We start from the raw sequence: 14,522 nt of genomic DNA, 5'->3' as shown, positions 1-14,522 counted from the left end.
AAAACTACCCAACTGCCATGATTAATATCATTTTCAGTATTATAAACAGGAAAATCAACGTAATAGAGATTCTACCACGTTGATTTTTACACTATTTGCCATCTAAAATGCGGTGTTATATATCACTTAAATATAACGTTATCGACAAGCTTCTATCGCTTGTCTGATGATTGTCTCATCGGTATTTCCTAACACTTCAGATGAGCCTATTCCAGTAGGTAAAATTAAACGCAATTGACCAGCCAAAACCTTCTTATCTCGCATCATATGTTTAATAAAATGCTCATAAGTCATCGTCTCTGGTGTGTGTATAGGAAGCTTAGCTTCGACCAAAATACTCTGAATTCGTTCAACTTGTTCTGAACTGATTAGGCCTCGAAGCAAAGAAGTATGAGCTGCCATCATAGTACCAGCAGCAACCGCTTCGCCGTGCAACCAGTTTCCATAACCCATTTCAGCTTCAATCGCGTGACCATAAGTGTGGCCTAGGTTAAGCAAAGCACGAACACCAGATTCTTTTTCATCAGCTGCAACCACATCCGCTTTAATTTGACAACAACGTGCAATCGCATAGCACAAAGCTTGATTATCCAATGCAACTAACTTTGTCATATTCTGTTCAAGCCAAGTGAAGAAATCACCATCAATGATGATGCCGTATTTAATGACCTCGGCCATTCCAGCAGCAAACTCACGTTCAGGTAAGCTATCCAAACAATCGGTATCAATAATCACTGATTTAGGCTGATAAAAAGCCCCAATCATATTTTTACCAAGCGGATGATTAACTGCGGTTTTCCCCCCAACAGATGAATCAACCTGTGATAGCAAAGTGGTTGGGACTTGGATAAAGTCAACACCACGCTGATAACAAGCAGCGGCAAAGCCAACTAAATCACCAATCACACCACCACCAAGTGCCACTAATACCACATCACGGCTGTAGTTACCCTCAAGCAGAAAACTCATAATGCTATTGAAGGTTTCCAACGATTTATATTGCTCACCATCTGGCAGAGTTAACAAATCAACTTGGCATTGCAGGCTCGTCAATGTTTGAATTAAACGATCAGCGTACAGAGGAGCAACCGTATCATTAGTGACCACGACCACTTTTTGATTGGCTTTTAAATGAGAGAAAAGCGCTGGATTCGTTAACAATCCAGCGCCAATAGAGATAGGATAGCTTCGCTCAGCAAGATCCACATTTATCCGTTCCATGGTTTGGGTCTCCCAAGCTATCGGCTAGTTTTCTTCTAGCATTTTTACAATAAGGTTAGCCACTACTTTGGCACTTTGATCATCAGTGCGCACAGTATAATCGGCGATTTCTTCATACAGAGGATTGCGTTCAGCAGCCAATGCTTCTAATACTTCACGCGGTTCACCCGTTTGTAATAAAGGGCGTTTTTTATCGCGATTGGTACGGGCAAGTTGCTTTTCAATTGTCGTTTCAAGGTAAACCACAATGCCTCGTGCAGATAAATAATTACGATTATCTTTGCTCTTAATTGAGCCGCCACCTGTTGCCAGTACGATACCTTGCTCTTGAGTTAAGTCATCGATGACAGCTTCTTCGCGAACGCGGAAACCTTCTTCACCTTCAACATCAAATACCCAACTGATATCTGCACCAGTTCTTTGTTCAATAACCGTATCAGAATCTAAGAACTCCATGTGCAGCTGTTGAGCTAGATGTCTACCAATTGTACTTTTGCCGGCACCCATTGGGCCAACAAGAAAAATATTGCGTTTTTCGGCCATGTTTAGCAGTAATTCAACGTTAATTTAATGAAATTGCCATCCGATATTCTATTATGAAGTTTGCTTTATGCGTGCAAAAGCCTCATTAGATATCATTGTGGCACCTAATTCCTCACAGATAATTCGTGATCAGACCCGAAATTATCTAAGTATGGTGCCACTAATGCAACTTTAATTTTGCTTACAACGCATTTATCTTGATTCTTTAATGAACCAAATCGCTTGCAAAGCACCGACCTCACTACTGTAAGACTACTTTTGGTGTCACGAAAATCAATAACTCACTTTTGCCATAATTTTCATAACTACGGCGGAATAGCGCTCCTAAGTATGGGATGTCACCCAATAATGGCACTTTATCGACACTAGTTTGTACAGAATGTTGGTAAATACCACCAAGTACTACTGTTTCTCCATTATCAACCAATACCTGAGTTCCGATGCGTTGGGTATCAATTGCCACCGCTTCACCATCACCGGTTTTCACCACTGATCCAGGTCGGTCTTGCGTCACACTTAAATCAAGTACTAAGCGATTATCCGGTGTAATTTGTGGTGTTACTTTTAAGCTTAATACCGCTTTTTTAAAGCTTACAGACGTCGCCCCACTTGATGATGCCTCTAAATAAGGAATCTCGGTACCTTGCTCAATGTAAGCTGGCTGTTTATTAGTGGTAATCAAACGAGGGCTCGAAATGATTTCGGCTTTTGATTCAGCTTGTAGCGCAGATAACTCTAAATCCAACAAAGTATCAGAGCCTAATTTGGCGACCTGAAAAGCAATACTAGATGCATTTGAGCTTGTCGCAGCTAAATTGACATTAAGAAAGTCTTCTATTCCTACTTTGTTATCGCCACCAGCAAAATCGATACCACTTCCGCCATCAGAAATACCAATTTGGCCAACATTACTTTCTATCGAGCCACCAGCAGAAAAAGAGCCATTGGTTTCTGCAATCCCCCAACGAACCCCTAGATCTTGCATATTACCTTCGTTGACCGTAACGATACGCGCTTCAATTTGAACTTGCTTAACTGGAATATCTAATGATTCAACAATACCTTTGATGATATCGATATTATTTGGTAGATCGCGAATAAGTAATGAATTGGTTCGCTCATCGACGGTGATATTACCGCGACTTGATAACATACTAAGCTCACCCTCACCACCAATTAACCCAGCGATATCCGAAGCTTTAGCAAAATTAACTTGAATCAATTCCGAGCTTAAATCTCCAAGCTCTTCCTCCATACGGGCTTGCTCTAAACGTTGTTTTTGTTGTGCATCTAACTCAGCTTTTGGTGCGACTAAAACAACGTTGCCTTCAACCCTTTTATCTAAGCCTTTCACTTGCAGGATAATATCCAGGACTTGCTGCCAAGGCACACCATCTAGACGCAGCGTTAAGTTACCTGTCACTGAATCCGAAACTACGAGGTTAAAGCCATTATAATCAGCGATTAACTGTAATACGTTACGCACTGGTATGTCTTGAAAGTTAATGGAGATCACTTTGTTTTCTTTATCTAAAGCCGTTTTTTGTTTAGCTGTTACCGACTTAGATTTAGATTTAACTTCTGTCACGGTAATTTCTAAATTCTTACCTTTCAAACGATAGTCATAGGTAAAATCACCAGAAATCAAAGCTTGCAGACGAGTGCTCGGTTCATCTCGAAATACCTCAACCGTTTTGACTGCCGTAGAGAAATCTTTCACGTCGATCACATACAAGTCATCATCACTAACCTGAGTATGTATTAAGTCAATCGTTAAACCTTGAGGGTTCTTCTTGATATCCACCGCCGAAGCCGAAGAGCCTAGTTTGACGACTATTACCCCTTCTTTCTCTTTATTTAAATGAAAGTCAAGGCCAACAAATTTATTACTCAACCCTTGCTCTGATTGTGTTGCCGAGCTAGAAGTCTTAGAAGAGGTCGTCGCAGCAACGGCGGTTGGCCCTGAAAGAAGGGTACAAGCAATGGTCGACATCAAAGTGAATTGGCGAGTCCAAGCTGTCAGCGTTAATCCTTTATACATAATTTAATACTCAATTATTATCTTCACGTCGTTGTGATTACTTCAGCGCTAACTTAACGTTTCGCTGCTGCCAACACCCCAATCCATCTGGGAGTGTCTCTTTGATCAAAATAAATTTTGGTGTCACTTGAGCCACCTTACCGTTATTCAATCCAACATATTCTCCAGGTTGAACCTTCACTAAAGTGCCTTTCGGAGTTTGTACTAAGCCAGAAATGTCATCTTTGCTTCCCATTACCCCTCTGAGATGTAATTGCTCTAGTGGGTACTGCTCAAGCTGACCCGTCTTACTACGCAATCCCGGTTGCCAGCAATCTTGCTTAGTACGAGGCTGATTGGCCACCGCAATAGCAGGTAAACTAAAAGGTGCTCGTAAACTCGTGCCGCTATATTGCGTCGCTTTAAACGGCTTTTCTGGCTCCAACTGAGCAATTTCTTTGCGCGATTGATTTTCCACTTGAGAAATAAAATTAGGAATCGAATCATTTGATTGCTGACAACCAACCAATACCAACGTAGAAAGCATCATCAAATTTGATTTCATCATTGGCTATCCTCCGGCTTAAACTGGTAGGTATAAGCACGAACACGGAAATGCAACGTGCTACTTTCTTGACTCACTCGTTGCCACTCCACATTGTGCAAGCTGATAATGCGTGGCAATTTGGCAACGGCTTCTGAGAACTGGCCGATGTTGTTATAAGCCCCGGTAAGCTCAATATTGAGCGGTAAACGATATAAAAACTCCTGCACTTGTTTTTCACCCCAATCTACTCGGGTAAAGCTCAAATCATTTTTAATACCAATGTCGTTGACTGAAGACAGCATGCTCGCCAACTCTTTTTGTACAGGTAACTGCTTTAATAAATATTGATAGCGAGTATTCAATTCATCGAGTTGCGCTTGTAGTTGTGGTAGTGCTGCCACTTTGGCCGCTTTAATACGAATTGAGCTTTTTAGCGTGACTTCTTGTTGACGAATCTGTTCAAGCTCATCTTGTTGTGGAGATAGATAAAACCAGGCACCAACAACTTGTAGAACGATCACCAAAGCGCCAATCGCCAATAACTGAGGAAGTAGTGGCCATTCCGGCATATCTTCAAAATCAAGTTCTCGAAAATCGACCATTACTGACCTCCTTGTTTAGCAATAGTCTGTCCATCTTTAGCTTGTTCTGGCGGTTCTTCTTCAAAACGAAATGACAATTTAAAACTTTGAAACTTCTTACCAAAAAGTACCTTCCCTGAAATTATTGAATGCATTTCCACATCGACTAACCACATAGAGTTTTCGAAGTTATCCAGCATAGTCGCCAGACGAGCGGTACTATCACTCACTCCAGCCATTTCTACTTCTCTACCACTCATTTTTATCTTGTCGACATAAACGCCTTCTGGAACTAATTCCGGCATAAGGTTCATAAAATCCGTGGTTTTATTTCGTTCATTTTGTAGCGATTCAACCAACCTTAACCGAGTTAATATCGACTTATGTTTGGCTTCAATTTCTTTTAGATTCACTAACTCTTTATCAAGTTTGGTGATATAAGCTTGCAGTTGTTGATTACGACTCTTTTGCTGATCTTTTAAATGATCGATATATAAGCTGGCAAACCATTGCAGCATCAATGCGGCCAAGATCCCTAGTACCACCATTCCATAGAAGCGCTGCTTATACTGTTGACGCTTCTCCTCTCGCCATGGCAATAGGTTAATATCATGCAACATGCTTTCCTCCTTGCCATTGAATGCCGCGTATGGCTAATCCAGCCGCCACGCTAAAGGTGCATGCTTCTGATTCAATATTATTTTTCACTTTGCCTTGTAACAGCTTTAATGGATCAAGCACCTCAACCGCAAGATCGAGCTTTTCTGATAAATATTCATCAATCGCTGCTAAGGTTGCGCCGCCACCGGTTAACCAAACCCCTTCAATTTTTTGTTGCTGGTTAACCGAGCCATACATACTAAGCTGGCGAGTTAAACGCTCCGCTAATTCGGCAATAAATTCATCTTGCTGATTCAATTCAACACTTGGTGAGTCACTATCGAGATTGAATGCCATCGAGGGCTTGATATTTTGCGTACCAAAAGGAAGGTCTTTGTAATAAGCAGGGCGATTATTTGGAGCAATACATAATGAAGTTTGGCTATGACCGATATCAACTAGCAACCAACTTTGTTTGGTTGGGTCAACTTGAGTCGCCAATTGCCATACACGAAGCAGGCCATGGGCTTGTATGTCCATCACAATGGGCTTGAAGCCGGATTTTTTCACCGCATCCATGCGACTTTCTATCACTTCTTTACGAGTAGCATAAACTTGATACGTCGAAGTCGGTGCTCGTTTTAAAGTATCCGATTCCACTTTGACATAATCCAAGCTTAAATCTTCCACCGGGAAAGGCGATTGCTGACCAAACACTTGGTAAATAGCGAATTCTTTTTCTCGCTCCTCCAACTCACTATCAATATGCAGAACTTTGCTGATCACCGCATTGTCTGGAACGGATAACACAACATTTCTGGCCATCATCGGCAGCTGTTTTTTTAACTCTTTTAGTTTTTTGACAATCTCTTGATGATCAAAGGTATGGTTATCTGAAAAAATAGCCTCCGTTGCTGGCACCTCTTTGTAACTCACCAGTTCAAACAGTTCTCCAGCGGGTTTCATAACCACAGCTTTAATACTATGGTGACCAATATCGATGCCCGTGACGAAAGATTTACCCATATTGCTAGGCTCCAGCTAGAGGAATCACTCCTCAACAAAGGTTGGATGAATAAATAAGCGCACTTAACCATTTAGTAAACCGATAGGCCGATTTACTAAAATTCACATCACTTCAGTTATGGGAGCTAAATCCCTTATTGAAATGAAGGTTCTTTATTGAATTGAAATAAAAGTTAAGAACGCATTTTTTTAGCGATATGCTAATATGTGCACCTACTGTACAGGTGTTTATATCGACACATCCTTACTCAATCAGGGAATATCCGGTGAAGTTCATAAAGCCATTGCTCATTTTTTCATTTGTTTGCATGATTCTTGGAGTGACCACAATTTTTGGGTTCTATTACTACCTAAAACCTCAGCTCCCAGACGTTGCAACTTTGAAAAACGTACAACTGCAAACTCCAATGCAAGTCTATAGCCAAGATGGAAAGCTGATTGCTCAGTTTGGTGAAAAACGACGCATCCCTCTTAAGCTCGATGATATTCCTCTGCAGATGCAAGAAGCCTTCATCGCAACAGAAGATAGCCGCTATTATCAACACTATGGTATTGACCCGATTGGTATCGTGCGTGCCGCTGTCGTGGTGGCAATGTCTGGCTCAGCAAAACAAGGCGCGAGTACAATTACTCAGCAGCTTGCGCGTAACTTCTTCTTGTCGAATGACAAAAAGATCATGCGTAAAATCAAAGAGATTTTCATCGCGATTCATATTGAGCAAATTCTGAATAAACAGGAGATCCTAGAGCTGTATCTCAACAAAATTTATTTGGGATATCGCTCTTATGGTGTAGGTGCAGCTTCTTTAAGTTATTTTGGTAAAGAACCGAAAGATTTGACCCTAGGTGAAATGGCGATTATTGCCGGTCTTCCGAAAGCGCCATCAACCATGAACCCTATCTACTCAATTGATCGTGCGAAAACTCGCCGTCATGTTGTATTGCTTCGTATGCTAGAAGAAAAATACATCACTCAAGAAGAGTTTGATGCTGCCGATGCTGAACCTATTGATGGCAAATATCATGGCGCTCATATTGAAGTGAATGCCCCTTATGTAGCTGAATTAGCACGTAGTTGGGCAGTAAAACGTTACGGTGAAGATGCTTATAGCTCAGGTATGCAGGTTTACACTACGGTAAAATCCAACTTGCAAGAAGCCGCAAACCAAGCTGCGATTGGTAATCTACTTAACTATGACGAACGTCATGGCTACCGCGGCGCTGAGGCAGTGGCTTGGAAACCACAAGATACCGCCTTTACTCAAGAGCAAATGGATAAATACCTAAAAGACAAGCCGACTTTTGGTTTGATCCACCCTGCTCTGGTAACCGGTATTTCTCAACGCTCAGCCACCGTCTACATCAAAAACCGCGGTGAACAAACCATCGAATGGGATGGTTTAAAATGGGCGCGTAAATATTATAACGATAAACGTCAAGGTCCAGCGCCAACTAAAGCAGCTGACATGCTAGAAATCGGTCAGCAAATCTGGGTTCGTCCAATGGGCGTTTTGGAAGATAAACCTACGGCAGAAGAAACGGAAAATGCTTTAGACCAACAAGCAAACGCCGAAGAAGAAGCCGTTGATCCAATGGCTAATTCAACCTGGCAATTAAGCCAAGTTCCTATTGTGAATACTGCTTTTGTCGCATTGAACCCTGATGACGGCGCAGTACTATCATTAGTTGGTGGTTTCAACTTTGTTCACAGTAAGTTTGACCGTGCCACTATGGCGGAGCGTCAAGTAGGTTCGAGTATTAAACCTTTCATTTACTCATCTGCAATAGATAAAGGCTTAACCTTAGCAACCTTAATTAACGATGCCCCAATTAACCAGTGGGATGAAGGTCAAGGTACTGCATGGCGTCCTAAGAACTCACCACCGGTCTATTTAGGCCCAACCATGCTACGCCGTGGTTTAGCTCAATCGAAAAACGTAATGGCAGTACGTACGCTACGCCGTGTTGGCCTAGATAATGTACTAGACTACCTACCTCGCTTTGGTTTCGACCCGGAAAAACTGCCGCACTCAGAAACTATCGCACTGGGCGCTGGTAGCTTAACGCCAATCAAAATGGCACAAGGTATTGCAGTATTCGCCAACGGTGGTTACTACGTAGAACCTTATTATATTGATCACGTTAACAGTCCATACGGTGATTTAATTTTCCGTTCAAACCCTACGAAAGTGTGTGAAAATAACTGTTCACACGAGCCTATCGTAGTGGATGATCAAGGTACTGAAGAACAGCCTAAATACGCTGAAAAAGTGATTTCTCCACAAACCGCATTTCTCGTACGTGAAATGATGTACAGCAATATTTGGGGCGGGGGTGTTTGGAGTAACGGCACTGGCTGGAACGGTACAGGCTGGCGTGGGCAAGTATTAAAACGCCGTGATATCGGAGGTAAAACCGGTACCACCAACGACTCAGTCGATACTTGGTATAATGGCTATGCTCCAGGCATTGTTGCGAGTACTTGGGTAGGCTTTGATGGCGCTAACCGCCCACTAGGTTATACAGCTGCTAACGCAAACTTTGATCGCAAAGAGCAATATAATGGCGGTGAATCGGGTGCAACCACGGCTCAACCAGCTTGGGTTGAGTTTATGAAAGTTGCCTTGAAAGATATACCTGAACAAGAAAAGCAACTACCACCAGGAATTATTCGTGTGCGTATTGACCGTGACAGTGGCCTACTCACCGATAAAAATGATGATTCTTCAATGTGGGAATACTTTGAAGCGGGTACTCAGCCAACGGAGTCAGTAGTAGAAGATCAAGGTACCGATCTCTATTCCGAAGATGAAGATGGCGATAGCTTATTCTAACTCTTACTTTAAGAGTATCTAAATAACAGAGAGGCCATCGATATAAACGATGGCCTCTTTTTTATTCAATATCTATACCCAAGTAACTTCAAGATGCGAGTTTCAGCAAGAATAAAACAAGCTTTAGGCAAGGCAAATTGAATATGATCATAGTTATTCTATCTCTACTCAATTCAACGCGGCATAAAGCTTGTTTGAACTTGCCCTTCGGGAGCTTCATCCAAACCTTTATGCCGCGTCAGATTGGTTTGAAAGGTGCTTACATTCCTTCGCCAATCTTCCTTGCTTAAAGGTTTGGATGATAGCTCTGAATTCTGCATCTTGAAGTCACTTGGGTATATACCAATTCCAACAAATAGCAGATCATCTTGGCTTGTTAAAAACTCGCTAACTTCGTTATAAAATTTGTCTGTAAAACCACTACTAACAGAAATTTTATGCCTTGTTATCAAGCTTTTTCTCTACGCCAATTTAGACCATTTATTTACTGGAATTGGTATTATTTTGCTTCAGATTACATGCAATAAATTCAGCAAGCTGCTCAAAACGCTTTCTTAATGGTGAACCCGGCCGATAAGCAAGAACCACTTTGCGACTAGGCGTGGGGTTGATCGCTTTTAAATAACACACACCATCTTTAATTTTCTCTTTAGGAACTGACAATTGTGGTAATAAAGTGACACCACCACCAGCTGCTACCATATTCCGTAAGGTTTCTAAACTGGTCGCTTTAAAACGGTCATCATCATTAGCACCTGCTGCAAAACAAAAACCTAAAGCTTGATCACGCAAGCAATGACCATCGCCAAGAGAGAGTACGGTATGGCCTTTTAATTGTTCCATTTCTAACTCTGTCTTTTCAGCCCATGGATGCGCTTCGGGTACCGCCATCATTAATGGCTCATCAAATATTTCAAGCTCAATAAAGGGCTGCGTCTCCGCAACCGAAGCAAGAACGATACAATCTAAACGCCCCTCTTCTAATTGTCTCACTAATTGATTAGTTTGCGCTTCATGCAAAAATAATTCGAGATCAGGAAAAGCCTTTTTTAATGGTTGAATGATCCGTGGTAACAAATAAGGGCCAATAGTTGGGATAAAACCAATATGCAGTGGCCCACTCATTTCTTTGCCTTGCAAATTGGCCATATCAGTAAAGGTTTTCACCTCAGCCAATACTCGCTTAGCTTGAGATACCAGTTGTAAACCGGAATCAGTAAATAAGACTCGACGGCTACTACGCTCAAGTAACGAAGTACCTAGCTCATCTTCCATTTTTCTAATTTGACCACTTAACGTCGGCTGGCTAACAAAACACGCTTCCGCCGCTTTACGAAAATGTTTATGTTCCGCTAGTGCAACTAAATATTCAAAATCACGGATATTCACACACAACTCCATAGTAAAAAACTATCAAAACAATAGCACTAAACGATTGGGGCTATCAAAAATTTTTCATCATAATAGAAACAAATAAACGCACTTCACTACTTTGAGGCTACCCCTTTGGCCTCTTTTTTTTCGAGGTAAGTAATGAAAAAATTAATCAAACAAATCTCTAAAATCCAAGATGGCTTACATGCTGCTTACTACTTTTCAAATAACGATTTAAAACAAGATTGGTCAAGAAGCTCAGATTGGTAACAGCATTGATGAATAAAAATTGATAAAAACAAAAAACCCCGTACTTCAAATTTGAATACGGGGCCATCTTAAATTTTTAATCACAGGATTTAAATTAAGAAAAAGCAGTGGTATTTATTAAGACTCAAGGTTGAGTTTTAAGTTCCAAACTTTTTCCATCACCTGCTACATTCACTTGTTGTAATTGCAGTAAACTACAATACAAACGCCAAACAACACCAGATATTGCTATTTGCCCTTCACTTGCCAATGATTCACTCAATTGCATCAATGAATTAAGTGATTTCTGTAATTGCGCTTCATCATGGGAATAGTGGAATTCCCAATTATGAGTAATAAACCAAGCCTGCTTTATCTTCATCGAGTTATAGACTTGATATAAATAACCTTCAGCCATTTTCAGTGTTTCAGCCGCTATTACTGATTGCATTGTTTTTAGTTGATAAACAGCATGCTGACAGTTCAATGTCACCACACCTAAGCGTAATAACCCTAAGCGAGTACATTGGTCTTTACTTTGGCTTAAGCGGTTAACGCGATTATAGATTAAAGATTCAAATTCATAATGCCCCATTCCTGAACGAGAACTTAACTGAGTCAATACGTCACGTCTTAATGATTTAGCAATACGCAACCCTTTACGACGGTCTGAACTCGGCTTAAATACATGAAATGCCACTGCTGAGAATAAGATTCCAACAATCATACTGAGGCAAGTGTTCACAAAACTTTGATAGTCATACGTAGGTGGGTTAGTAATCGCAATAAAAGTTCCCATAAACACGATCAAGATCCCCCATAGACCTGCATTTCGAACCGATTGAAGCTTTTTTAGCTCCATGGTTATTACCGCTAGGATCAATAAGATGGCGAATGGCCCAAAGGTACTAATTTGCAGCAAAATGCCAAATTTCAAAATAAATACAGCAACACAAAGCCATAACACTGAACGGAACATGGTCGTAATCGCAACCATAGGCGCAGGGCTGGTAGAGTTTAATAAACAACTCACTGCTGCTAGGGTTGCAGCCCCTGCCCCCATATCCCATTGAGAGTTAATCCAAAACCAACTACAAGCAACTAAACAAACAAAGGTACGCAGCCCGTTGTATAAAGCTTCTGTATTATCGGTATGACGACGAATTCGGCTGCGTTTCGGTACTACTCCTAACGAACGTTGATGGCCTGGAGACATATTTTCAATCGAATGTAAGGTATCAGAACAACGTAAATACAGTTTACAAAACTGGCATAAACGCAACCAAAAAGCATGGTGGCGAAAATCATCATCACGTAATGGTTTAATTAATGCCAACTTCTGCGCTAGGCTGTATTGATTCAACTGGCCTGTTTTTAAACCTTGTTGAATATCCAGCAAAACACTAGAGAGATTTTCTGGCGGATGTGGCCAGTTCACCAGCATTCTACGCAAACTAGAAATATGACTGGTCATTTGCAGTTGTTGCTGCAATAAGTGATTAAGATAACTGTCTTGATAACGTAATTGGTAATGGCTCCAATAAGCTTGCACTCGTAATAAATTCATGGAAAGGATTTTGCCAATCACCGTCTCATGGGAAAGGCGGATCTTGTCATGAAGATCTTTATTATGAACGTCTGGATGATAGGATTCAGGATGTGAGAGCAATTCAAAATGTTCAAGTAATTTGGCATGCATCTGGCGTAGCGTACTAATTAGTGTCACACCATCTGAAGTGCTCGGTAAGATCATCATCATCATGCCACTACACAAAATACCGACAATGACTTCACACACGCGCGCCTGAGTAACTTCAAATAGCATGTGAGTATCGGTGCTATTCACTGTTGTATAACCAATAATGGCCGCAGTATAACCTGCTAACTGAAAAGCATAAGAAACATTGTTTTCATAGTGACTGGCTATATAAGTACAGATAGCCATCCACAGCGACATATAAAAGGTAAATAACCATGGGTCATTTAAAGTATGGCCAACAATATGATAGGTAGCAAAAGCGCCTAATAAACTACCAAATATACGGCCCAAGCTTTTACTAATCACACTACCAAACGTTGGAAAACTCACCACTGCCGCAGAGGTTAATGCCCAATATGGCTGCTCTAGATCGAGCACAAACGACACATATAAGGCCAATGTTAATGCCAACGCATTGCGAATCGCATATCGCCATTGAGAAGCCGTTGCCCTTCCCCATGGAGTTTGTGACCAATCTAACCAATGAAAGCTCATAATTCACTCAAATTAGTAATGAATTGAAATGCTACAAGTAGTACCCGCTATTAAGCGCAGATCTTCCGGTAGTTCGGTCAATTTAATACGTACAGGAACACGTTGAGCTAACTGTACCCAAGGTACGTTTGGTTTGATATTAGCAAGGAGTTCAGAAGACGTAGCTTCGCTTTGATCGACAATACCCCGACCAATGCTTTCCACTTCTCCAGTTAATTTTTGATTCGAAGAGAACAAAGTAATATCCGCCTGGCTACCTTCTTGAATATGTTTTAATTTGGTTTCTTCAAAGTAACCTTGTACATAAAATGAATTGGCATCAATAAGTCCAATTAAAGGAATTCCCAAAATAGCATAACGACCTTCACGTACTTTTAGGTGGCTAATATAACCATCAACTGGCGCATATACTTTGGTTTCTCGTAGCTTCCACTCAGCTTTCGCTAATGCCGCTTGAGCTGACTTATATTGCGCTGCAGTTGCTTTGGCATTGCTTTGTGCTGACTCCAGTTCTTCTTTAGAAATAGTACTTTCTTTCATATTGCGACGGCGAGTGTACTCACGCTGAGCATTTTCTGCATTGGCTTGCGCGGTTTCTAAAGCGGCTTTCGCTTCATCAATTTCAATCAAGAAAGGTTCAGGATCAATGGTCATCAGCAAGCCGCCTTTTTTAACAAACTGATTATCTTCAACATGTAGCGAAGCCACAGTACCATTAACGCTAGAAGCAATATCTACGACATCAGCACGGATCTTACCATCACGAGTCCAAGGTGATTGCATATAGTAATTCCACATCCACCAAGCTGCACACAAAGCCACGGTAAACACAGCGACAGTTGAAAAATATCTTAACGTTTTAAATTTCATACATTACCTAGGTCGATCGACCTTTTGTGATTAGAGTTTTAGATAAAATTACAAAGTACTACCCATATTTTATGTACCAATCATGTCACCCGCATAATTAAGATTAAAGCGACGAAGACTGATAACACAAACAAGGATAGATCCATTAACGTCGGGTGCCATACCTCACCAGAATACATCCAGTTTCTTAATAACCGATGAATAACTCCCCACAGCAATATACCCAGTAAAAAGGCTTTAAATATTGGTGGAAAATACAGTGAAGCACCGACGATTAAATCGGAGATAGGAAGACCTACTTGAAGAAATTCAACGTTCAAACGCACACCTTTGATAAGTCATAATCATAAAATCGAGTACGCCAACGTTTCACCCTAGAGTGAACGCAAACATAATGTCCTTT

At 41.1% G+C, this 14,522-nt stretch carries 13 protein-coding genes; 2 read left to right on the top strand and 11 right to left on the bottom strand.

Annotated elements, in window-relative coordinates:
* Positions 1 to 138: 138 nt before the first annotated feature.
* The 7 genes from aroB to pilM all read right to left on the bottom strand — a co-directional run bounded on the left by aroB (position 139) and on the right by pilM (position 6,538).
* Entirely contained in the window at positions 139 to 1,221 is a 1,083-nt protein-coding gene (gene aroB / locus QQJ93_RS08825) for a 3-dehydroquinate synthase (RefSeq protein ID WP_089124956.1), read from the bottom strand.
* 24 nt (positions 1,222 to 1,245) lie between these two features.
* Entirely contained in the window at positions 1,246 to 1,764 is a 519-nt protein-coding gene (gene aroK / locus QQJ93_RS08820) for a shikimate kinase AroK (RefSeq protein ID WP_089124957.1), read from the bottom strand.
* A 241-nt stretch (positions 1,765 to 2,005) separates the two neighbouring features.
* A complete protein-coding gene (locus tag QQJ93_RS08815; RefSeq protein ID WP_284186077.1) occupies positions 2,006 to 3,805 on the bottom strand; it encodes a type IV pilus secretin PilQ in 1,800 nt (599 codons plus the stop codon).
* 37 nt (positions 3,806 to 3,842) lie between these two features.
* The gene (locus QQJ93_RS08810; protein ID WP_162497278.1) at positions 3,843 to 4,349 is read right to left on the bottom strand and encodes a pilus assembly protein PilP; all 507 of its coding nucleotides are present in this window, start codon (positions 4,347 to 4,349) and stop codon (positions 3,843 to 3,845) included.
* A complete protein-coding gene (locus QQJ93_RS08805; RefSeq protein WP_089124959.1) occupies positions 4,349 to 4,933 on the bottom strand; it encodes a type IV pilus inner membrane component PilO in 585 nt (194 codons plus the stop codon). The genes QQJ93_RS08810 and QQJ93_RS08805 overlap by 1 nt, the downstream gene beginning before the upstream one ends.
* Entirely contained in the window at positions 4,933 to 5,532 is a 600-nt protein-coding gene (locus QQJ93_RS08800; RefSeq protein WP_089124960.1) for a PilN domain-containing protein, read from the bottom strand. The genes QQJ93_RS08805 and QQJ93_RS08800 overlap by 1 nt, the downstream gene beginning before the upstream one ends.
* On the bottom strand, positions 5,522 to 6,538 hold the full coding sequence (gene pilM / locus QQJ93_RS08795) for a type IV pilus assembly protein PilM (protein WP_089124961.1): 1,017 nt from the start codon (positions 6,536 to 6,538) through the stop codon (positions 5,522 to 5,524). The genes QQJ93_RS08800 and pilM overlap by 11 nt, the downstream gene beginning before the upstream one ends.
* Before the next feature lie 266 nt (positions 6,539 to 6,804).
* Here pilM and QQJ93_RS08790 point away from each other — a divergent pair, with 266 nt between their 5' ends.
* Positions 6,805 to 9,372 carry a penicillin-binding protein 1A gene (locus QQJ93_RS08790; RefSeq protein WP_089124962.1) on the top strand — a complete coding sequence of 856 codons (2,568 nt, stop codon included), beginning with the start codon at positions 6,805 to 6,807 and terminating at the stop codon, positions 9,370 to 9,372.
* 143 nt (positions 9,373 to 9,515) lie between these two features.
* The gene (locus QQJ93_RS08785) at positions 9,516 to 9,662 is read left to right on the top strand and encodes a hypothetical protein (protein WP_284186076.1); all 147 of its coding nucleotides are present in this window, start codon (positions 9,516 to 9,518) and stop codon (positions 9,660 to 9,662) included.
* Positions 9,663 to 9,852: 190 nt separating this feature from the next.
* Here QQJ93_RS08785 and oxyR read toward each other — a convergent pair whose 3' ends face one another.
* The 4 genes from oxyR to QQJ93_RS08765 all read right to left on the bottom strand — a co-directional run bounded on the left by oxyR (position 9,853) and on the right by QQJ93_RS08765 (position 14,439).
* Positions 9,853 to 10,773: a DNA-binding transcriptional regulator OxyR gene (gene oxyR / locus QQJ93_RS08780; RefSeq protein WP_089124964.1), complete on the bottom strand. Its 921-nt coding sequence runs from the start codon at positions 10,771 to 10,773 to the stop codon at positions 9,853 to 9,855.
* A 367-nt stretch (positions 10,774 to 11,140) separates the two neighbouring features.
* Positions 11,141 to 13,249 (bottom strand): FUSC family protein, encoded by a 2,109-nt coding sequence (locus QQJ93_RS08775; protein WP_089124965.1) that lies wholly within the window; start codon positions 13,247 to 13,249, stop codon positions 11,141 to 11,143.
* A gap of 12 nt (positions 13,250 to 13,261) precedes the next feature.
* On the bottom strand, positions 13,262 to 14,119 hold the full coding sequence (locus QQJ93_RS08770) for an efflux RND transporter periplasmic adaptor subunit (RefSeq protein ID WP_089124966.1): 858 nt from the start codon (positions 14,117 to 14,119) through the stop codon (positions 13,262 to 13,264).
* An 80-nt stretch (positions 14,120 to 14,199) separates the two neighbouring features.
* On the bottom strand, positions 14,200 to 14,439 hold the full coding sequence (locus QQJ93_RS08765) for a DUF1656 domain-containing protein (RefSeq protein ID WP_089124967.1): 240 nt from the start codon (positions 14,437 to 14,439) through the stop codon (positions 14,200 to 14,202).
* Positions 14,440 to 14,522: the final 83 nt, after the last annotated feature.

It is taken from the genome of Vibrio algivorus (genome assembly GCF_030161215.1).
In the GTDB taxonomy this organism is placed as follows: domain Bacteria; phylum Pseudomonadota; class Gammaproteobacteria; order Enterobacterales; family Vibrionaceae; genus Vibrio; species Vibrio algivorus.
Note: the sequence above shows the minus strand (reverse complement) of the source record. Positions and strands in the feature narration are given on the sequence as shown.

Excerpts from the sequence above, each read along its gene's own strand:
- aroB (WP_089124956.1), bottom strand. The coding sequence starts at position 1,221 with ATGGAACGGATAAATGTGGATCTTGCTGAGCGAAGCTATCCTATCTCT.
- aroK (WP_089124957.1), bottom strand. The coding sequence starts at position 1,764 with ATGGCCGAAAAACGCAATATTTTTCTTGTTGGCCCAATGGGTGCCGGC.
- QQJ93_RS08815 (WP_284186077.1), bottom strand. The coding sequence starts at position 3,805 with ATGTATAAAGGATTAACGCTGACAGCTTGGACTCGCCAATTCACTTTG.
- QQJ93_RS08810 (WP_162497278.1), bottom strand. The coding sequence starts at position 4,349 with ATGAAATCAAATTTGATGATGCTTTCTACGTTGGTATTGGTTGGTTGT.
- QQJ93_RS08805 (WP_089124959.1), bottom strand. The coding sequence starts at position 4,933 with ATGGTCGATTTTCGAGAACTTGATTTTGAAGATATGCCGGAATGGCCA.
- QQJ93_RS08800 (WP_089124960.1), bottom strand. The coding sequence starts at position 5,532 with ATGTTGCATGATATTAACCTATTGCCATGGCGAGAGGAGAAGCGTCAA.
- pilM (WP_089124961.1), bottom strand. The coding sequence starts at position 6,538 with ATGGGTAAATCTTTCGTCACGGGCATCGATATTGGTCACCATAGTATT.
- QQJ93_RS08785 (WP_284186076.1), top strand. The coding sequence starts at position 9,516 with ATGATCATAGTTATTCTATCTCTACTCAATTCAACGCGGCATAAAGCT.
- oxyR (WP_089124964.1), bottom strand. The coding sequence starts at position 10,773 with ATGGAGTTGTGTGTGAATATCCGTGATTTTGAATATTTAGTTGCACTA.
- QQJ93_RS08775 (WP_089124965.1), bottom strand. The coding sequence starts at position 13,249 with ATGAGCTTTCATTGGTTAGATTGGTCACAAACTCCATGGGGAAGGGCA.
- QQJ93_RS08770 (WP_089124966.1), bottom strand. The coding sequence starts at position 14,119 with ATGAAATTTAAAACGTTAAGATATTTTTCAACTGTCGCTGTGTTTACC.